A 19,058-nucleotide genomic window follows, 5' to 3' on the forward strand; every position below is an offset into this window, starting at 1 on the left:
GCTGCGCGCCGTCCCCCCGAGGGGGAGGGCGCGCCTTCGGAGCGGCCATGCGGCGCTCATGCCGCCTGCTCCAGGAAGTTGCGCAGCATCGCGTGGCCGTGCTCCGTGAGGATCGACTCCGGATGGAACTGCACCCCCTGGATCGGCAGTTCGGTGTGGCGCACGCCCATGATCTCGCCGTCGTCCGTCCAGGCTGTTGTCTTCAGCACCGCCGGGCACGACTCGCGCTCGATGGCCAGCGAGTGGTAGCGATTCACGGTGAACTTCTGCGGCAGGTCCGCGAACACGCCTTCGCGCGTCGTCGTGATCACGCTGGTCTTGCCGTGCATCAGTTCGCGCGCCCGGATGATCTTTCCGCCGAACGCCGCGCCGATCGACTGGTGGCCCAGGCACACGCCGAGGATCGGCAGCCTGCCCGCGAAATGACGGATGGCGTCGACCGACACGCCCGCCTCGGCCGGCGTGCAGGGGCCGGGCGAGATGACGAGCAGGTCAGGCCGGCGGTCGGCGATGCCCGCGACGTCGATCTCGTCGTTCCGAAAGACTTCCACCTCGGCCCCCAGTTCGCCGAAGTACTGCACCAGGTTGTAGGTGAAGCTGTCGTAGTTGTCGATCATCAGGAGCTTCATTCGAGTCCCTCCTCCACGAGCTCGCTCGCGCGCAGCAGCGCGCGGGCCTTGGCTTCGGTCTCCTTCCATTCCAGCTCCGGCACCGAATCGGCGACGATGCCCGCGGCGGCCTGCACGTAGAGCGTCTGGTCCTTGACGATGCCGGTGCGGATCGCGATCGCGAGGTCCATGTCGCCGGCGTAACTGAGGTAGCCGCAGGCGCCGCCGTACAGCCCGCGCTTGCTCGGCTCGAGCTTGTCGATCAGCTCCATCGCGTGGACCTTCGGCGCCCCGGTCAGCGTGCCGGCCGGGAACGTGGCTTTCAGCACGTCGATGCTCGTCATGCCGTCCTTCAGGATGCCTTCGACGTTGCTCACGATGTGCATCACATGGCTGTAGCGCTCCACCGCGAAGGCTTCGGTCACCTTCACGGTGCCGGTCTTCGCAATGCGGCCGATGTCGTTGCGGGCCAGGTCGATCAGCATCACGTGCTCGGCGCGCTCCTTCGGGTCGGTCACGAGCTCCTTCTCGACGGCCTTGTCCACCTCGGGCGAGGCGCCGCGCGGGCGCGTGCCGGCGAGCGGGCGGATCGTCACCTTCTGGCCTTCGGGCACCTGCTCCTGGCGCACGAGGATCTCCGGGGACGCTCCCACCACGTGGAAGTCGCCGAAGTGGTAGTAGTACATGTAGGGGCTCGGGTTGAGCGAGCGCAGCGCGCGGTACAGCGACAGCGGTGACTCGGTGTAGCGCTTCTTGATGCGCTGGCCCACCTGCACCTGCATGAAGTCGCCGGCGGCGATCAGCTCCTTCGCGCGATCCACCGCCTCGAGGTAATCGGCCTTGGCGAATTCACGCTCGACCGGGTGGCCCTGCGTCTGCTTCACCTGCGGCGCGCTGACCGAGTATTTGAGCTGCTCCTTCAGTTCGCGCAGGCGCTTCTTGCCGTTCGAATAGGCCTCCGGCTGCGCCGGGTCGGCATACACGATCAGGTACAGCTTGCCCGAGAGGTTGTCGATGACCGCGAGTTCCTCGCACTGCAGCAGCAGGATGTCGGGGCAGCCCAGCGTGTCCGGCGGGCAGGTCTTTTCGAGCTTCTTCTCGATGTAGCGCACCGTGTCGTAGCCGAAGTAGCCGGCCAGGCCGCCGCAAAAGCGCGGCAGGCCCGGACGCAGCGCCACCTTGAATCGCTGCTGGTAGCGGGCGACGAAATCGAGCGGATTGCCATGCGCCGTCTCGACCACCTGGCCGTCGGTCACGACCTGCGTCGTGGCATCGGCGCCGAAGCCGATGGCCCGCAGCAGCGTGCGCGCCGGCAGGCCGATGAAGCTGTAGCGACCGAAGCGCTCCCCGCCCACGACCGACTCCAGCAGGAAGCTGTACGCGCCCTGGCCGCGCGTGTGCGCGAGCTTCAGGTACAGGGACAAGGGGGTTTCAAGGTCCGCGAACGCCTCGGCGATCAGCGGGATGCGGTTGTAGCCCTGCAAGGCCAGGCTTTTGAATTCGAGTTCGGTGATCACGAGAGAGCCTCCACAAGCTCTGCGACAGTTGCCGCGGTTCGATCGGGATGCCCGGTGCCGGGCGCGGGGGCACGGGACGGCCCCGTGCGATCAGGTACGCACAGATACAGGCTTACGCCAGGGCCAGGCTCCCCTGCCCCGATAAGCCGCGATGCTGGTGCGGTGGATGGACATGGGCGGCAGTGTAGCAAAGCCGCCGGCCCATGGACGCAGCTCTCTAAACAAACGGTTACGCGAGAAAACCCTGTTGCCGCTGGCCGGGCGGCGGACGGAACATCCGAATCGAACGAGCGTACTTTTCGGAGGGGACAAGTCATGAGATCGATCCATCACTGGCTGCTCGCCGCGGCGATGGCCGTGGCCGCGCCCGCCGTGCTGTCGCAGCCCGTCACCGTGGCCGGCGTGAAGTACGACGATCCGGTCGACTTCCGTGGGGCCAAGCTGCATTTGAACGGGGCCGGCGTGCGATACAAGTTCGTCGCCAAGGTCTACGCCGCCGGCCTGTACCTGCCGAAGAAGGCCGCAACGGCCGACGAAGTGCTCGCCATGGCGGGGCCGAAGAAGATGTCGATCACGATGCTGCGCGACATCGATTCGGGCGAGCTGGGCAAGCTGTTCGCGCGCGGCGTGGAGGACAACATGGAGAAGGCCGCCTTCTCCAAGCTGATCCCGGGCCTGATGCGCATGAGCCAGCTGTTCAGCGACGTGAAGCACCTCAAGGCCGGCGACACCTTCACCATCGAATGGGTGCCCGGCACCGGCACCGTGATCACCGTGAAGGGCCAGCCACAGGGCGAGGCCTTCAAGGAGCCGGAATTCTTCAACGCGCTGCTGCGCATCTGGCTCGGCCCCTCGCCGGCCGACTGGAAACTCAAGGACGCGCTGCTCGGGAAAGCCGCCTGAGCCAAGGCGGCACCTCGGCGATCGAATCGACGAAGCCGTCGGCGTCCACGGCGCGCACCGGCTCGCCGTGGTTGTAGCCGTAGGTCACCAGCACCACCGGACAGCCGGCCGCGCGCGCCGCGCGCGCGTCGTTGGATGAATCGCCGATCATGAGCGTCTGCACTGGCGAGGCTTCGAGCGCCTCGCAGGTGCGCAGGATCGGCAGCGGGTCAGGCTTCTTGCGGGCGAAGGCCTCGCCGCCGAACACCCGCTCGAAGTACCGCGCGAGATCCTTGAGTTCGAGGAGGGGCCGCGCGAAATCGGTGGGCTTGTTGGTGAGGCAGGCGAGCTTGACCCCCGACTCGCGCAGCGCCTCCAGGCCTTCACGCACCCCGGGATACACGATCGCGTGCTTGCCGTTGATGGCCAGGTAATGTCGCCAGTACCCGGCCCACGCCTTGTCGTACAGCGATGCCGGGGCGCCCACGTGCGCGATCACCGATCGGACCAGGTACTCGGATCCGCGTCCGATCATCGTCTCGATGGCGCGCAGATCGATCGGCGGCAGCGCCAGTTCGCGCAGCATCGCGTTGAGCGCGACGTCGAAGTCGGGCAAGGTATCGACGAGGGTGCCGTCGAGATCGACGATCGCTGCGGTGGTCGGAAGAACTTGCGGATCCAAGCGGGTCATTGTCCCGCAATCGCACAGCCTGCAATCACTGCCCCTGCTTGCCGGGGGTTCCGTGGGTGGCCTGCCCGCCCTTGCGGCCGGCTTCGCGTGCTTCCTCGGAATCGAATTCGTGCGCCGTGCCCTTGCGATGTGCGGCCTGGCCACCCTTGCTGCCGGCGCGCCGCGCCTCTTCGCTGTTGAATTCGTGGGCCGTGCCCTTCTGGTGGGCGGCCTTGCCGCCGCGGCTGGCGATCTCGCGCTGGCGCTGCGGGTCCATCGACGCGAAGCCGCGCGTGGGCGCCCGGCGCTTGCCGCCTTCGTTGCTGGATGCCATGGTGCGGACTCCTCTGTTCGAGCTGCAACGCCATTTGGGCGCAGGCGCAAATACGCGCGCGTCAGCAGCCGCGCGATCGCAGCGTAGGAAACGGCCGATGCGCCCGAAGCGCGAGATCGGGCCGGAACAGCATGCAAGCGCACGACGACCGGCGGGCGCAGCCCGACGTCACGGAGGAAGCCGCACACGTACGACTGGCACGGGCTCTCCGGCCCGGACCGCGGCCCGGGGTGGCTCAGCCGTCCAGGTCGAGGCAGGTTTGCAGGATGCGCGCCAAGGTGGCCAGCGCGAACGCGCCGATCGCGCCGGCGGCGCCCCAGACCATCCATTCGGGCAATGCGGCAATCAGGTCCATGGCCAACTCCTTGGGGCCTTCGCGGGCCTCGTCGAGCACAGCTTAGGCAAGCTCATGAGTCGCCCACCGTAGTGCATGCACGGGCGAGTTTGTCGTCGCGCCCCGCAACTTCGCGTAAGAAGTGTCCGACCCGCTCCTACGGTTCGCCCGCGAGCCGTCCTACCGCGCCAGGGGCCGGGTGGTCGCACGATGGCCGCCATGAACCATTCCGAACAGAAGACGCCGCGACGGTCGGACACCACGCCGCAGCAGGGCGACAAGCAGGAGCGTTCGCCGCGCGAGCCGCACGAACGCGACGAGTCGGCCGACAGCCAGGCAGCCGGCGAGCCTTCCCAGAGCGACATGGCCGAGGCCGCAAGGCGCGACGTCGAGCGCGGCGTGACCGAGACCGACCCGGGCCCCGTGCTGCGGGACCTTCACGAGAACAGGATCAAGCCTTGAGCTGGTCCCGCATCGCGGCGATCACCCGCGCGTAATCGGGCTGGCCGAAGATCGCGCTGCCGGCCACGAAGGTGTCCGCACCGGCTGCGGCCACGCGCGCGATGTTGGCCTCCTTGATCCCGCCATCGACCTCGAGGCGCAGGTCGCGCCCGCTCGCGTCGATGCGCCGTCGCACCTGCTCGACCTTGCGCAGCTGCGAGTCGATGAAGCCCTGGCCGCCGAAGCCCGGGTTCACGCTCATGATGAGGACCAGGTCGATCTCCTCCAGCATCCAGTCGAGCACGTCGATGGGCGCCGCCGGATTGAACACGAGTCCCGGCTTGCAGCCGGCCGCGCGGATTGCCTGCACGCTGCGGTGCACGTGCGTCGAGGCGTCCGGATGGAAGCTGATGTAGTCGGCGCCGGCCTGCGCGAACGCCTGCGCGAGCGCATCGACCGGCTCGACCATCAGGTGCACGTCGATCGGCACGGGCGTGCCGTCCGCCTTCTTCGCGTGCGGCTTGAGCGCGGAGCAGACCATGGGGCCGAACGTGAGGTTGGGCACGTAATGGTTGTCCATCACGTCGAAGTGGATCCAGTCGGCGCCGGCCGCGATCACGTTGCGGACCTCCTCGCCCAGCCGGGCGAAATCGGCGGAGAGGATCGAAGGCGCGATGCGATGGATTCTGCTCATGCCGGGATTCTCGCAAAATGCGGGCATGGCCAAGTACGAGTTCCGCGTCGAAGTTCAGCCCGAATACCTGCCCGAGCAATCGGCGCCGGACCAGGGTGTCTACACCTTTGCCTACACCATCACGATCACCAACACGGGCGAGGTGACGGCGCAACTGATCTCGCGCCACTGGCTGATCACCGATGCGGCGGGCCTGACCGAGGAAGTGAAAGGGTTGGGCGTCGTCGGCCACCAGCCGCTGCTCAAGCCCGGCGAGTCGTTCGAATACTCCAGCGGCTGCCGGCTGCGCACGCCCAGCGGCGAGATGCACGGCAGCTACTTCTTTGTCGCCGAAGACGGTGAGCGCTTCGACGTGGCCATCCCGCCGTTCCAGCTGGAGGACGGCAGCGCGCGGGTACTGCACTAGCACGGATCAGCTTCGCGTCCCCGTCCTACAGCGGAGCCCCGCGCTTGCGAGCACCATGCGCGCTGGGGAACCCTGTACATGAACGAAGTGATGGCGATCTGGGCCGACTGGCTCAGGCCTTCGGCCGGCCTGCCCACCGTGCAGTGGTCGGTGCTGCTCGCGGTGGCCGCGGCCGTCGGTCACCTGCTGCAGCGGCATCTGGCCGTGCCCAAGGTGGTGGGCTATTCCATCACCGGCGCGCTGGCGGGCCTGACCGGTTTCTCGGGCGGCGTCTGGCCCTTGGGCGGCATCGCGCTGTTCCTGCTCGAACTCGGGGTGTCGGTGGTCCTGTTCGAGGCGGGCGGGCGCCTGCCGCTGCGCTGGTTCCGCCACAACCCGATGGTGCTGCTGCAGAGCCTGCTCGAGTCCTCGCTGGCCGGACTGGCCGTGTACTACGTGCTGCGCCTGTTCGACCTGCCGCACGGCGTGGCCGAGGCGATCGGCCTGGTGGCCATGGCCGCTTGTCCCGCCGTGCTCTCGCGCGTGGTCATGGACACGCGCGCGAGCGGCCCGGTGACGGAACGCGCGCTGGCGCTGTCCACGCTCGGTGCGCTGTATGCGCTCACCCTGGTGAACGCGCGCGCCGGCGTGATGCACCACACGACGGCGGAACTGGGCGACACGCTGTTCCCGGTGCTGGTGGTGCTGGGCGTGTCCTTCGTGGTCGGCGCGGTGCTGGCCCTCATCCTGCGCGTCGCGCTGCGCTTCATGAGCCCGACCAGCGAGAACACGTCCATGCTGCTGATCGCGACGATCGCCGCGGCCAGCACGGTGGCCTCGCATTTCGGCGGCTCGGCGCCCCTTGCGGGGCTGCTCGGGGGTTTGCTGCTCAAGCAGCTGCACCCGCGGCCGTGGGCCTGGCCGCGCCAGCTCGGCACGGCGTCGTCGCTGCTGACGATGCTGATGTTCGTGCTGGTCTCGGTGGTCGCCGCGAAAGCCCCGTGGAACCCGGAGGTCGCCGGCGTCGTGCTCGCGCTCGTGCTCGCGCGCGGCGCCGCCAAGATCACCGGCGTGTCGGCCGCCAACTGGGGCAGCGGCACGACCTGGCGCCAGGCGTTCTGGACGGGTTGCACGCTCGCGCCGATGTCCTCGGTCGCATTGCTGATGGTGTCGCAGTTCACGTCCACCTCGCCCGAGCTCGCGCCCGGAATCACCAGCATCGCCCTGCCGACGATCCTCCTCATGGAGGTGTTCGGCGCCATCTCCGCCACCTTCGCGCTGCATCGCGCGCGCGAGACCTCGCTGGCCGACGTGCCCGAAGGGCCCGTGGGCGTGAGGGAAGTGCGTGGGTAAGGCCCTGCCGGCGGCCAGCACGAACGGCGAGCTGCCCCGCCTCGAGCCGTTCCGCGAATCGGCGGCGCTGTCGCTGGGTGTGGAGCTCGAGCTCCAGCTCGTGAACACGCACGACTACGACCTCGCGCCCTATTCGGAGGAGATGCTGCGCCTGATGGCGAAGTTCAAGCTGCCCGGCTCGGTCGTGCCCGAGATGACGTCCAGCATGATCGAGGTCTCCACCGGTATCTGCCAGACCGCGATGGAAGTGCAGGACGAGCTGGCCGTGATCCGCGACGCGCTGGTGAAGTGCGCCGACCGCCTGAACATCGCCGTGGTCGGCGGCGGCACGCACCCCTTCCAGCAGTGGCACGAGCAGCGCATCTACGACAAGCCGCGCTTTCGCGAGCTGCACGAGCTCTATGGCTACCTGTCCAAGCAGTTCACGGTGTTCGGGCAGCACGTGCACATCGGCTGCCCGGACGCCGATGCGGCGCTGCTGATGCTGCATCGCATGTCGCGCTACATCCCGCACTGCGTGGCGCTGTCCGCCTCGTCGCCGTTCGTGCAGGGCCAGGACACGCAATTCGATTCCGCGCGCCTGAATTCCGTCTTCGCCTTTCCGATGTCGGGGCGCGCGCCGTTCACGCTGCACTGGGAGGAGTTCGAGAAGTTCTTCGCCAAGACGACACGCACGGGCGTCGTGAAGAGCATGAAGGACTTCTACTGGGACATCCGCCCCAAGCCCGAGTACGGCACCATCGAGATCCGCGTGTTCGACACGCCGCTCACCGTGGCGCGCGCCGCGGCGCTGGCGGGCTTCGTGCAATCGCTCGCGGCCTGGTTCCTCGACGAGCAGCCGTTCATGCCGCAGGACGACGACTACATGGTCTACACCTACAACCGCTTCCAGGCCTGCCGCTTCGGCATGGACGCAATCTATGTCGATCCTTCGACCGGCGAGCACACGCCCTTGCGCGACCACATCGTGAGCACGCTGGCGCAAGTGCGGCCGTACGCGCGCCTGATGGGCGCCTCCTGGGGGCTGGAGCTGTTGACCGAAGACGCGGTGCGCGGCCTCAACAACGCGCGCTGGTTGCGCGAGAAGCATGCGCGCGAACGCCTGCTGGCCGAAGTGGTGCGCCAGGCCTCGCTGCGCTTCCGCGGAAACTCGTAGGCGACAATTCGCCCATGGGCGAATTCGACCTCATCGAGCGTTTCTTCAACCGGCCCTCCAGGCGCAGCCCGCTGGGGCCGGGCGACGACTGCGCGCTGCTCGCGCCGCGCCCGGGCATGCAGCTCGCCGTGTCCTCCGACATGCTGGTCGAAGGCCGCCATTTCCTGTCCACGGTCGATCCCCAGCGCCTGGGGCACAAGGCGCTGGCGGTCAACCTGAGCGACCTGGCCGCCTGCGGCGCGCAGCCGCTGGCGTTCACGCTCGCCTTGTCCATGCCGCATGTCGACGAGAGCTGGCTCGCGGGTTTCGGGCGCGGACTGTTCGCGCTGGCCGAGCAACACGATTGCGAGCTGGTCGGCGGCGACACCACGCGGGGGCCGCTGAACCTGTGCATCACGGTGTTCGGCGAAGTGCCGCAGGGCCAGGCGCTGCTGCGATCGGGCGCCCGCCCGCGCGACGATCTCTACGCGAGCGGCACGCTCGGTGATGCGCGCATGGCGCTCGAGGTGTTCCGCGGCACGCTGTCGCTGCCGGCCGAAGCTTTCGAAGCGGCGCGCGCGCGGATGGAACTGCCGACCCCGCGCGTGGCGCTCGGTCAGGCGCTGCGCGGCATCGCCACCGCCGCCATCGACGTCAGCGATGGCCTGGCGGGCGACCTTTGCCACGTGCTGCGCTACTCGGGTGTCGGTGCGACGATCGGGGCCGAGGCGGCGATGTCGCTGCTCGCCGGTGGCGCGCATGTGAGCGAGGCGCAGCGGCTCGAATTCGCCATTGCCGGCGGCGACGATTACGAGCTGCTCTTCACCGCGCCGGCCACCCGGCGCGAGATGGTGCAACGCGCCGCCGACGCGGCGGGCACGCGGATCACGCGCATCGGCCGCATCGACGACGAGCCGGGTCTGCGGCTGATCGACGCGAATGGCCGGCCCGTCGATCGCGCCTTCGCCTCGTTCGACCACTTTGCCTGAACGCATGCGCGCCCTGCTGGCTGCGGCCGTGTGCTGCCTGCCTTTCGCCGCCGCGGCGGCGCGCTTCGAAGGCGTGGTCACCCACGTCACCGACGGCGACACCGTGTGGGTCCGCCCGTCGGACGGCGGCGCGCCGCAGGCGGTACGCATCGAGGGCATCGACGCGCCCGAGATCTGCCAGGCCTTCGGCCATGAATCGAAGGAAGCGCTGGCGCAGCACGTGCTGCACCGTCGCGTGACGCTCACCACGCAGGCCGAGGACGATTACCACCGCACCGTCGCACGCCTGCACGTGGGCCGCGGCGACGTGGGCAAGTGGATGGTCTCGCATGGCTATGCCTGGTCGTATCGCTTCCGCGGCGACCCGGGGCCGTACCGGCGCGAGGAAGCCCGGGCACGCAAGCAGCGGCTGGGCCTCTGGCAAGCCGGCACGCCCGAGCTGCCGCGCGACTTCCGCGTGCGACATGGCAGTTGCCACTGAGCGCACTACCATTGCCGCATGGCCGACGCCCTGAACCCGCCGCTCGCCCCCGCCGCCGTCCGGCCCAACCTGCGCTTCATGCTGGCACACCCGGCGCACTGGATCGCGCTCGGTTTCGGCTCGGGCCTGTCGCCGGTGGCGCCCGGCACGGCGGGAACGCTGTTCGCCTGGCTCGCCTACATCCTGATCGCGGGCTGGTTCAGCCCTCTCGGCATGGGCCTGTTCATCGCCGGGTCGATGCTGGCCGGATGGTGGGCCTGCACGGTCACGGCCGCGCACATGCGCGTGCTCGATCCGGGGTCCATCGTCTGGGACGAAGTCGTCGCTTTCTGGCTCGTGCTGTGGCTCGTGATGCCGACCGGCTTTCTCGGGCAGCTCGTGGCGTTCGCGTTGTTCCGCGCGTTCGACGCGATCAAGCCCGGCCCGGTCGGCTGGGCCGACGACCTGTTCCACGGCTTCGGCTGGCGGGGCGGCTTCGGCATCCTGTTCGATGATCTCGTGGCCGCCTTCTGTACCCTGCTGGTGATCGCGGCCTGGAGGTTCTGGTGAGCGCCGTCGAGCGGCTCGCGGGCCTGCTTCGCGAGCGGCAGTGGATGCTCGCGTCCGCGGAGAGCTGCACCGGCGGCCTCATCGCGGCGGCCTGCACGGATCTGTCCGGCTCGAGCGAGTGGTTCGAGCGCGGCTTCGTCACCTATTCCAACGAGGCGAAGACCGAGCTGCTGGGCGTCGATGCCGCACTGATCGAGGCGCACGGGGCCGTGAGCGAAGTGGTCGCGCGCGCGATGGCCTTCGGTGCGGTGCGCCACTCGCATGCCCAGGCGGGCGTGGCCGTCACGGGCATCGCCGGCCCGACCGGCGGCTCGCCCGGCAAGCCCGTGGGCACCGTGTGGTTCGCATTCATGGTGGATGGCAAGCTGTCGAGCGAGACGCGGCGCTTCGACGGCGACCGCGCGGCGGTGCGGAGCCAGACCGTCGATCACGCCTTGCAGCGCCTGATCGAGCACATCGAGGAAACACCATGAGCCCCAACGAACGCGAACGCACGATCGACAACTTCTACAACGCGTTCGCGCGGCTCGACCCCGATGCGATGGCCGAGTGCTACGCCGAGAACGTCGCGTTCGACGACGAAGTGTTCTCGCTGCGCGGCAAGCCGCAGGTGATGGGCATGTGGCGGATGCTGTGCGCCGCGACACGGGACAAGGGCGCGGATGTCTGGAAGTTGCGCTTCGACCGGGTGAAGGCGCAAGGCACGACCGGCAGCGCGCACTGGGACGCGCATTACCGCTTCAGCGCGACCGGGCGCCTCGTGGACAACAGCGTCGATGCCCTGTTCGAGTTCGGCCCCGACGGGCGCATCGTGCGCCATCGCGACCGCTTCGACTTCTGGCGCTGGTCGCGCCAGGCCCTGGGTACACCCGGCCTGTTGCTCGGGTGGACGCCGGTGCTGCGCAACCAGGTACGCGCACGCGCCGAAGGGAACCTGCGGCGATTCATCGCGGGGAATACGCGGTGAGCGGGTTCGGCGGTTTCGCCACCTGATCCCGCCGGCGCCGCTGCCTCGATTCCCGGACGTGCCGGGTGCTAGCCTGCGTGTAGCGTGCTCGCCACCGTCACGTCCACCGCCGCGAGCTTGCGGCGCAAGGTCAGCACCTGCTTGTCCTTGGACAGCAGCACGGCCCCGTGGGCGACGGCGAGGTCGATGAACTTCTGGTCGTCGCCGTCGCGACAGGTGATCGTCGAGGGCAGCGGCGCCTCGACGACTTGGGCGTGTTCGTCGAAGGAGGCGAGGACATGCTGCGCCGAAATCTTCGCCGCGCCCAGGCGGGCGCCAATGTGCTCATAGGCAAGAACGCACGCGAGCTCTTCGCGCATGGGCGGCGTCGCCAGCCACTGCGCCTTGCCTTCGGCCAGGCGGTCGCGCAACGCGCGGACCGCGTCGTCCCGGAAGACGAAAAGGTCCAGCACGATGTTGGTGTCCAGCACGAGCTTCACGGGTCCTTCCTCGCCGAGCCCTTGACCATGTCGAAGCGGAACAGCCGGCATTCGATGGGGCCGTTCCACATCGGCACGCGCCGCGATTCCTTCAGGCGCATGCGTGAAGGCAGCTTCATGTCGGGCGTGAGCACCCAGGCGGTCCACCCGGCGTAATGGGCCTTCCAGTGGGCGGCGAGCCGCGCGAAGAAATCGGCACCCTCGCCTGCCTGCGCGCGCTCGCGCCCGCCTTGCGTGCGTCCCGCGACGCCGGCCGTCTCGATGCGCTCGCCGTAGGGCGGGTTGACCAGCATCACGCCCGGTGTATCGGCCGGCGGCATGCGCTGCAAGGCATCGCCGCCGCGCAGCTGCACGGCTTCGGCGACACCCGCGCGCTCGGCGTTGCGTCGCGCGAAGTCGACCATGCGGAACGCGACGTCGCTGCCGAACACCAACGCCGCGGGCGCGCGCTGCTGTGCCCTCGCCTCCTCGCGCAACTGCTGCCACGGCCCGGCCTCGAAAGGCAGGAGCTTCTCGAAGGCGAAGCGCCGCAGGCTGCCGGGCGCGATGCGGCACGCGAGCTGCGCGGCCTCGATCGCGATCGTGCCGCTGCCGCAGCACGGGTCGTACAGCGGCACCTCGGCCTGCCAGCCGCTGGCGGCGATCATGGCGGCGGCGAGCGTTTCCTTCAGTGGCGCCTCGCCCTTGTCCTCGCGCCAGCCACGCTTGAAGAGCGGCTCGCCCGAGGTGTCGATGTACAGCGTCGCCTGGTCGCTGGTGAGGTGCGCGTAGATGCGCACGTCCGGCCGCTGCGTGTCCACGTCCGGCCGGGCGCCGGCCTTGTCGCGGAAGCGGTCCGCGATGGCGTCCTTGACCTTCAGCGCCGCGAAGTTGAGGCTCTTGAGCGGGCTGTGCTGCGCAGTGATCTCGACCTTGAAGCTTTGCCGGTCCGTGAACCAGTCTTCCCAGGCGACCGCGCTCGCCATGGCGTAGAGGTCACCTTCGTTGCGGTACGGCGCGTGCGCCAGCTGCACCAGCACGCGCTGTGCGAGCCGGCTGTGCAGGTTCAGGCGCATCGCGTCGCGCCATGACGCGCGCAGCACGACGCCGCCGCGGCCGGTGAGCAGGTCGTCGCCCGCCAGCTGCGTCAGGCGATGCACCTCGTCGGCGAGAAAACCCTCGACGCCCGCGGCGCACGGCAGGAACAGTTTCAGCGAACTCACAGGGCCTTGCGCAGGTTGGCGGGCGCGATCCGCAGCGCCTCGCGGTATTTGGCCACGGTGCGGCGCGCGCACTCGATACCCTGCTCCTTGAGCATCTCGGAGATCTGGCTGTCCGACAGGGGCCTTTTCGTGTTCTCGCTGGCGACGAACTGCTTGATCAATGCGCGCACCGCGGTGCTCGAGGCATTGCCGCCGGTTTCGGTGCCCAGCGCGGAGCCAAAGAAGTACTTCAGCTCGAACGTGCCGTACGGCGTGGCCATGTACTTGGCCGTCGTCACCCGGCTGATGGTCGATTCGTGCAGGCCGAGCTCGTCGGCGATCTCGCGCAGCACCAGCGGGCGCATCGCCAGCTCGCCGTGCACGAAGAAGTTCTTCTGGCGTTCGACGATCGCGTTCGACACCCGCAGGATCGTGTCGAAGCGCTGCTGGATGTTCTTGATGAACCAGCGCGCCTCCTGCAATCGCTGCTGCAGCGCCTGGTGGCCCTCGCCCTTGTGCGACTTGAGCGCGCCGGCGTAGATGTCGTGCACGCGCAGGCGCGGCATCACGTCGGGATTGAGCTGCACGCGGAACTTCAGGTTGGTGCCCCGCCCGGCGCGCGTGACCAGCACGTCGGGGATGACGACGTTGCGTTCGACGTCCACGAACCTGCGCCCGGGCTTGGGCTCCAGCCGCGTGATCAGCCCGATGGCGGCACGAACCTGCGGGTCGCCTTCGCCCGTGAGCTGCACGAGCCGCTTGATGTCGCGGCGCGCGAGCAGGTCCATCGGCTGCTCGCAGATCCGCAATGCGGCCAGGGTCGCCGGCGGGGCGTCACCCGCGGCCTGCATGGCCTTGAGCTGCAGCGTGAGGCATTCGGCGAGCGAGCGGGCGCCGACGCCCGCCGGCTCGAGGTGGTGCAACAGGCGCAGCGCCACGGTGAAGCGGTGCACGAGTTCCTCGCGCTGCTCCTCGTCATCCGGCGCGAGCGACGCGGCGAGGGACTCCAGCGGCTCGTCGAGGTAGCCGTCGTCGTTGAGCGACTCGATCAGGAAGCGCAGCGCGAAGCGGTCCTCCTCGCACAGGCGCAGCGACAGTGCCTGGCGGTGCAGGTGGGACTGCAGCGAATCCTGCCCGCGCGCGAGCTCGGTCGCGTCCACGTCCTCGTCGGGCTCGGCGTTGTTCTTGCGCGGCGCGGCGTCCACGCCCCACTCGGCGTCGTCGGGCACGACTTCCGTGCTGCCGTCGCCGTCCCAGCTCTCGGCTTCGGACTCGATGGTCGGCGCCTCCGCTTCGCCCGCGTCGTCCGAGCCGGACGAAAAGGAGCTCGTGTCGGTGTCGTCGGATTCGGCCGGCGTGTCCACCGCGCCGGCCCCGAAGTCCTCGCGCGCCTCCTCGGCGTTCAGCTCGAGGAAGGGGTTGTCGTCGAGCATCTGCTCGACTTCCTGCGCGAGCTCCATCGTGGAGAGCTGGAGCAGCCGGATCGACTGCTGCAGCTGCGGCGTCAACGCCAGATGCTGCGAGACGCGAAGCGACAGGCCCTGCTTCATACGGAGGACCCGGTCACATTCGGAAGTGCTCGCCGAGATAGACGCGCCGCACGTCGGCGTTGTTCACGATCTCGGAGGGCGTGCCCTGCGCGAGCACGGCGCCATCGCTGATGATGTAGGCGTGGTCGCAGATGCCCAGCGTCTCGCGCACGTTGTGGTCGGTGATCAACACGCCGATGCCGCGCGACTTGAGGAAGCCGATGATGCGCTGGATCTCGATCACGGCGATCGGGTCGATGCCGGCGAACGGCTCGTCCAGCAGGATGAAGCGCGGCTGGGTCGCCAGCGCCCGCGCGATCTCCACGCGCCGCCGCTCGCCGCCCGACAGGGCCAGCGCCGGCGAATCGCGCAGATGGTCCACGCGCAGGTCCTGCAGCAGCGCCGTGAGGCGCTTGTCGATCTCGGCGTTCGTGAGCGGCTGGCCGCTCTCGTCGCGCTGCAGTTCGAGCACCGCGCGCACGTTCTCCTCGACATTGAGCTTGCGGAAGATCGAGGCTTCCTGCGGCAGGTACGAGAGGCCCAGCCGCGAGCGGCGGTGGATCGGCATGTGCTCGACCGGGCGATCGTCGATCGAGATCTCGCCCGCGTCGGCGCGCACCAGCCCCACGATCATGTAGAAGGATGTGGTCTTGCCCGCGCCGTTGGGCCCGAGAAGGCCCACGACTTCGCCCTTGTCGACTTCGAGCGAGACATCCTTGACCACCTTGCGGCTGCCGTAGCTTTTCTGCAGGTGCCGCGCCGACAGGCGGCTGATGCCGGCCGCGGGTGCGGCGCGACGCCCGGCGATCGCGGTCTCCTCGATCACTTCCTGCCCCCGTTCAGCGTGGTGCTCGGGCGCAGGTTGGCGGCGGGGCCGTTGGGCGCGACGACGGGCGCCGAGGCGCCCGGCTTCGGCGTGAGCACCGCGCGCACGCGACCGCCTGTGGCCGGGCTCGCCGGCCCGCCGTCCACGGTGTACACGTCGGTGCTGTTGTCGTAGACGATCAGGCTGCCGACCACCTCGTCGGCCAGCGCACCGCCGCGGATGCGGCGCATCTCGGCGCGCTTGATGAACTTCACGCGGTCGGCCTTGCCGTCGTATTCGATGGTCTCGCCCTCGCCTTCGATGAACTCGTCGACCCCGTCGCGCTTTTGCCGGTAGAACGCGAGCTTGCCCGGTTCGGCGGTGACGACGCCGTACTGGTAGCCCTCCGGGTCCTGACGCACGTCGATGCGGGCGCCACGGATGAGGATGCTGCCCTTGGTGACGACCACCTTGCCGGTGAACACGCTGGTCTGCTTCAGGTCGTCGTAGCGCAGCGCGTCGGCCTCCACGTTCATGGGCTTGTTGCGGTCCGCCTTTTCGGCGCCGGCCGGTGCGGCCGCAAAGGCGAGGACGAGCGCGAGCCCGAGGGGGGCAAGGGTATGTTTCATATCGGCACGAATCTTGCTGCGCATTGTAGCGAGACCGGGCCATCGCGCCCGCGCCATGCGGCTTTTCTCGCGCCGCACGGAAATATGTCGCCGGTCAGCGCTTGGCTCGGGCTTCGCCGACGAGGTAGTCGACGACCTGGAGCATGCGCGGGTTGTTGCTCGCCAGCGTGCCGTCGGTGTAATAGCGGCCGGCGACGCCCATGGCGGGCACGCCTTCCACCCCGTACAGGTTCTGCAGGTCGGCGGCGCGCCTCGCCTTCGCGGAGATCGCGAACGAGGTGTACAGCTCGGTGAACTTCTGCGGATCGATGCCCTGCTTGGCGACCCAGGCCGTGATCGGCTGCTGGCGGGTGAGGTCCAGGTGCTCCTTGTGGATCGCGTCGAACACCTTGACGTGCAGGTCTTCCACCTTGCCCAGCGCGTCGAGTGCGTAGAACAGGCGCTGCTGCGGGACCATGTCGTCGCGAAACGCCGCCGGCACCCGGCGCAGCACGACATCCGGCGGCAGCCGCCGGCTCCATCCCTGCAGCATCGGCTCGAACGCGTTGCAGTGCGGGCAGCTGTACCAGAAGAATTCGACGACCTCGATCTTGCCGGCCGCCGCATCGACCGGAACCTGCCGCTCCAGCGTGCGGTAATCGTGGCCGTCTTCGGGCGCCTTGCTCTGGGCGCGCACGACCAGCGGCAGCCCGCCCGCGGCGAGGCCTGCGACGGCAAGGGAGAACTCACGTCGTTTCATGGCGATTCCTCAACGCTGCACGCGCACCAGCGCGGTTTCGATGCCGCCCGACTCCAGCTTTTCCTTCTGGCGGTCGGCGTCCTCCTTCTTCTCGAACGGGCCTACGCGCACGCGGAACACCTGGCGGCCCGACTGCTCGCGCTCGCTCACCTTCGCATCGACGCCCATCAGCGACAGCTTGGCGCGCTGCGCCTCGGCGTCCTCGGGCGTGCGGAAGGCGCCGGCCTGCACGAAGTAAAGGAAGGGGTCGGTGTTGGCCGCGGCCTTGGCGGCGGCGAAGTCGCCCAGCGGGTCGTTCGATTTGCGGCCCGTGACGGCGGGTGGCGCCTTGTCGGGCGCGACGACCGCCGGGGCCGGGATGGTCGCGACCGGCGGCGCAGGCGCGACCGCATCCGGGTTGGTGCCCGGCGTACCGGGCGCGACCGGGCGCGCCGGGTTCTTGCCGTACAGCGGCGCGTTTGGATCCCAGTCCTTGTTGCGGCGGGACTCGGCCGCGTCCTGCTCGGGCGTGCGGCTCTGGCCGCGGTTCAGGAAAGGCACCGGGACCTTGGTCACGTAGACCGCGACCGCGAGAGCGGCGGCCAGGCCCAGCACGACGCCGATGATGATGCCGACGATGACGTTGCCGCGTTGTACTTGCTTCACTTCTGTTGTCTCACATCTTGCGCGGGGCGCTCACGCCCAGCACAGCCAGGCCATTGTGCAACACCTGCGCGCAGGCGGCCACGAGGGCGAGCCGCGCTTTTTTCAGGATCTCGTCGTCCACCAGGATCCGCTCGCTGTCGTAATAGCTGTGGTAGGCCGCCGCCAGCTCGCGCAGGTAGAAGGTGACGTCGTGGGGCGCGAAATCTTGCGCCGCGGCGGCGAGCATCTCCGGGTATTTCGCCAGCTGCAGCATCAGCGACAGCGCCTGCGGGCTGGTCAGCGCCGACAGGTCGGCGTCCTCCAGGATGGCCGCGTCGCCGCCCCACATCGCCAGCACCGAGCAGATGCGCGCGTGCGCGTACTGCACGTAGTAGACCGGGTTGTCGTTGTTCTGCGCCAGCGCCAGGTCCACATCGAAGGTGTATTCGGTGTCGGGTTTGCGCGACAGCAGGAAGAAGCGCACGGCGTCCTTGCTGGTCCAGTCGATCAGGTCGCGCAGCGTGACGTAGCTGCCGGCGCGCTTGGAGATCTTCACCTCCTCGCCGCCGCGCATCACGCGCACCATCGTGTGCAGCACGTAGTCCGGGTAGCCCTCGGGAATCCCGAGCCCCACCGCCTGCAGGCCGGCGCGCACCCGCGCGATCGTGCCGTGGTGGTCGGTGCCCTGGATGTTCACGGCTTTCGTGAAGCCGCGCTCGAACTTGGTGATGTGGTACGCCACGTCCGGCACGAAGTAGGTGTACGTGCCGTCGGACTTGCGCATCACGCGGTCCTTGTCGTCCCCGTACTCCGTGGTGCGCAGCCACAGGGCGCCGTCCTGCTCGTAGGTCTTGCCGGCCGCGACGAGACGCTTCACGGTCTCCTCGACCTTGCCGCTCGTATACAGGCTGGATTCGAGGAAGTAGTGGTCGAAGCGGACCTCGAAGGCCTTGAGATCCAGGTCCTGTTCATGACGCAGGTAGGCCACCGCGAACATGCGGATGCCGTCGAGGTCGTCGACGTCGCCGCTGGCGGTGAACTCGCGGTCGTCCGCCTTCACCGTTTCCTTCGCGAGGAAGGCCGCAGCGATGTCCTTGATGTACTCGCCGTTGTAGGCGGCCTCGGGCCAGCCCGCGTCGCCCGGCTTCAGGCCCTTCGCGCGCAACTGCACCGAGGTCGCCAGCGTGGCGATCTGCACGCCCGCGTCGTTGTAATAGAACTCGCGGTGCACGTCCCAGCCCTGGGTCTCGTACAGGTTGCAGATCGCATCGCCCAGCGCCGCCTGGCGGCCATGGCCGACGTGCAGCGGGCCGGTCGGGTTGGCCGACACGAACTCGACCATCATGTGCCGGCCGTTGGCGGGCTGCCGGCCGAACGCGTCGGAGGCCGCCAGCACCTCGCGCACCACCTGCTGCTTGGCCTGCGGCTTGAGCTTGATGTTCAGGAAGCCCGGGCCGGCGATGTCGATCGCCTCGACCCAGCGCTGGTAAGCGGGTGTCTCGAGCAGCGCCGACTTCAACGCCTCGGCCACCTGGCGGGGGTTCTGTTTGAGCGGCTTGGCCAGCTGCATGGCCGCCGTGCACGCGAAGTCGCCGTGCGCCGCCACCTTCGGCGACTCGAACGCAGCTTTGCCGCCCGCGCCCGGCAAGAGCTTCTCCAGCCCGGCAGCCAGGCCGCCGAGCAATTCCTGTTTCGCTAGGAGCATCGTGGGATTCTAAGAGGCCGAGTCATCC

23 protein-coding genes are annotated in these 19,058 nt (G+C 68.8%); 10 read left to right on the forward strand and 13 right to left on the reverse strand.

Annotated features, from left to right (window positions below):
- Positions 1 to 56 precede the first annotated feature (56 nt).
- The gene (locus AC3EF3_RS18590) at positions 57 to 629 is read right to left on the reverse strand and encodes an anthranilate synthase component II (protein ID WP_488533623.1); all 573 of its coding nucleotides are present in this window, start codon (positions 627 to 629) and stop codon (positions 57 to 59) included.
- Positions 626 to 2,125 (reverse strand): anthranilate synthase component I, encoded by a 1,500-nt coding sequence (gene trpE, locus AC3EF3_RS18595; protein ID WP_488533624.1) that lies wholly within the window; start codon positions 2,123 to 2,125, stop codon positions 626 to 628. Before trpE ends, AC3EF3_RS18590 begins: the two co-directional genes overlap by 4 nt.
- Positions 2,126 to 2,440: 315 nt before the next feature.
- Here trpE and AC3EF3_RS18600 point away from each other — a divergent pair, with 315 nt between their 5' ends.
- Complete coding sequence (locus AC3EF3_RS18600) at positions 2,441 to 3,028, forward strand: chalcone isomerase family protein (protein ID WP_488533625.1); 588 nt, start codon at positions 2,441 to 2,443, stop codon at positions 3,026 to 3,028.
- On the opposite strand, the gene gph is transcribed toward AC3EF3_RS18600, so the two are convergent.
- On the reverse strand, positions 2,997 to 3,698 hold the full coding sequence (gene gph / locus AC3EF3_RS18605) for a phosphoglycolate phosphatase (RefSeq protein WP_488533626.1): 702 nt from the start codon (positions 3,696 to 3,698) through the stop codon (positions 2,997 to 2,999). The two genes, AC3EF3_RS18600 and gph, sit on opposite strands and share 32 nt — an antisense overlap.
- A gap of 25 nt (positions 3,699 to 3,723) precedes the next feature.
- Positions 3,724 to 4,011: a KGG domain-containing protein gene (locus AC3EF3_RS18610; RefSeq protein WP_488533627.1), complete on the reverse strand. Its 288-nt coding sequence runs from the start codon at positions 4,009 to 4,011 to the stop codon at positions 3,724 to 3,726.
- A 553-nt stretch (positions 4,012 to 4,564) separates the two neighbouring features.
- Between AC3EF3_RS18610 and AC3EF3_RS18615 the strand changes: the two genes are divergently transcribed.
- The gene (locus AC3EF3_RS18615; protein ID WP_488533628.1) at positions 4,565 to 4,807 is read left to right on the forward strand and encodes a hypothetical protein; all 243 of its coding nucleotides are present in this window, start codon (positions 4,565 to 4,567) and stop codon (positions 4,805 to 4,807) included.
- On the opposite strand, the gene rpe is transcribed toward AC3EF3_RS18615, so the two are convergent.
- Positions 4,797 to 5,480: a ribulose-phosphate 3-epimerase gene (gene rpe, locus AC3EF3_RS18620; RefSeq protein ID WP_488533629.1), complete on the reverse strand. Its 684-nt coding sequence runs from the start codon at positions 5,478 to 5,480 to the stop codon at positions 4,797 to 4,799. The genes AC3EF3_RS18615 and rpe overlap by 11 nt on opposite strands.
- 25 nt (positions 5,481 to 5,505) lie before the next feature.
- On the opposite strand from rpe, the gene apaG reads away from it, so the two are divergent.
- The 8 genes from apaG (at position 5,506) to AC3EF3_RS18660 (ending at position 11,339) form a co-directional block, all read left to right on the forward strand.
- Positions 5,506 to 5,886 (forward strand): Co2+/Mg2+ efflux protein ApaG, encoded by a 381-nt coding sequence (gene apaG, locus AC3EF3_RS18625; protein ID WP_488533630.1) that lies wholly within the window; start codon positions 5,506 to 5,508, stop codon positions 5,884 to 5,886.
- A gap of 78 nt (positions 5,887 to 5,964) precedes the next feature.
- Complete coding sequence (locus AC3EF3_RS18630; RefSeq protein WP_488533631.1) at positions 5,965 to 7,218, forward strand: cation:proton antiporter; 1,254 nt, start codon at positions 5,965 to 5,967, stop codon at positions 7,216 to 7,218.
- Entirely contained in the window at positions 7,211 to 8,374 is a 1,164-nt protein-coding gene (locus AC3EF3_RS18635) for a YbdK family carboxylate-amine ligase (RefSeq protein ID WP_488533632.1), read from the forward strand. Before AC3EF3_RS18630 ends, AC3EF3_RS18635 begins: the two co-directional genes overlap by 8 nt.
- Positions 8,375 to 8,388: 14 nt before the next feature.
- The gene (thiL, locus tag AC3EF3_RS18640) at positions 8,389 to 9,342 is read left to right on the forward strand and encodes a thiamine-phosphate kinase (RefSeq protein ID WP_488533633.1); all 954 of its coding nucleotides are present in this window, start codon (positions 8,389 to 8,391) and stop codon (positions 9,340 to 9,342) included.
- 4 nt (positions 9,343 to 9,346) lie between these two features.
- On the forward strand, positions 9,347 to 9,823 hold the full coding sequence (locus tag AC3EF3_RS18645; protein ID WP_488533634.1) for a thermonuclease family protein: 477 nt from the start codon (positions 9,347 to 9,349) through the stop codon (positions 9,821 to 9,823).
- Positions 9,824 to 9,841: 18 nt separating this feature from the next.
- Positions 9,842 to 10,372, forward strand: coding sequence for a phosphatidylglycerophosphatase A family protein (locus AC3EF3_RS18650; RefSeq protein WP_488533635.1), 531 nt, complete (start codon positions 9,842 to 9,844; stop codon positions 10,370 to 10,372).
- A complete protein-coding gene (locus AC3EF3_RS18655; protein WP_488533827.1) occupies positions 10,357 to 10,845 on the forward strand; it encodes a CinA family protein in 489 nt (162 codons plus the stop codon). The genes AC3EF3_RS18650 and AC3EF3_RS18655 overlap by 16 nt, the downstream gene beginning before the upstream one ends.
- Positions 10,842 to 11,339: a nuclear transport factor 2 family protein gene (locus tag AC3EF3_RS18660; protein WP_488533636.1), complete on the forward strand. Its 498-nt coding sequence runs from the start codon at positions 10,842 to 10,844 to the stop codon at positions 11,337 to 11,339. The genes AC3EF3_RS18655 and AC3EF3_RS18660 overlap by 4 nt, the downstream gene beginning before the upstream one ends.
- Before the next feature lie 68 nt (positions 11,340 to 11,407).
- Here the strand turns inward: AC3EF3_RS18660 and AC3EF3_RS18665 are convergent, their stop codons facing one another.
- The 8 genes from AC3EF3_RS18665 to argS form a co-directional block, all read right to left on the reverse strand.
- Positions 11,408 to 11,818 (reverse strand): putative toxin-antitoxin system toxin component, PIN family, encoded by a 411-nt coding sequence (locus tag AC3EF3_RS18665; protein ID WP_488533637.1) that lies wholly within the window; start codon positions 11,816 to 11,818, stop codon positions 11,408 to 11,410.
- Complete coding sequence (locus AC3EF3_RS18670; RefSeq protein ID WP_488533638.1) at positions 11,815 to 13,020, reverse strand: THUMP domain-containing class I SAM-dependent RNA methyltransferase; 1,206 nt, start codon at positions 13,018 to 13,020, stop codon at positions 11,815 to 11,817. Before AC3EF3_RS18670 ends, AC3EF3_RS18665 begins: the two co-directional genes overlap by 4 nt.
- The gene (locus AC3EF3_RS18675; RefSeq protein ID WP_488533639.1) at positions 13,017 to 14,549 is read right to left on the reverse strand and encodes an RNA polymerase factor sigma-54; all 1,533 of its coding nucleotides are present in this window, start codon (positions 14,547 to 14,549) and stop codon (positions 13,017 to 13,019) included. Before AC3EF3_RS18675 ends, AC3EF3_RS18670 begins: the two co-directional genes overlap by 4 nt.
- A gap of 13 nt (positions 14,550 to 14,562) precedes the next feature.
- Positions 14,563 to 15,351: an LPS export ABC transporter ATP-binding protein gene (gene lptB / locus AC3EF3_RS18680; protein WP_488533828.1), complete on the reverse strand. Its 789-nt coding sequence runs from the start codon at positions 15,349 to 15,351 to the stop codon at positions 14,563 to 14,565.
- Complete coding sequence (gene lptA, locus AC3EF3_RS18685) at positions 15,351 to 15,962, reverse strand: lipopolysaccharide transport periplasmic protein LptA (protein WP_488533640.1); 612 nt, start codon at positions 15,960 to 15,962, stop codon at positions 15,351 to 15,353. Before lptA ends, lptB begins: the two co-directional genes overlap by 1 nt.
- Before the next feature lie 94 nt (positions 15,963 to 16,056).
- Entirely contained in the window at positions 16,057 to 16,701 is a 645-nt protein-coding gene (locus tag AC3EF3_RS18690; protein WP_488533641.1) for a thiol:disulfide interchange protein DsbA/DsbL, read from the reverse strand.
- Positions 16,702 to 16,710: 9 nt separating this feature from the next.
- Positions 16,711 to 17,346, reverse strand: a complete 636-nt coding sequence (locus AC3EF3_RS18695) for an SPOR domain-containing protein (RefSeq protein WP_488533642.1) — start codon at positions 17,344 to 17,346, stop codon at positions 16,711 to 16,713.
- Positions 17,347 to 17,356: 10 nt separating this feature from the next.
- Positions 17,357 to 19,030, reverse strand: coding sequence for an arginine--tRNA ligase (argS, locus tag AC3EF3_RS18700; RefSeq protein WP_488533643.1), 1,674 nt, complete (start codon positions 19,028 to 19,030; stop codon positions 17,357 to 17,359).
- Positions 19,031 to 19,058: the final 28 nt, after the last annotated feature.

Source organism: Ramlibacter sp. GS1-15 (assembly GCF_057785015.1).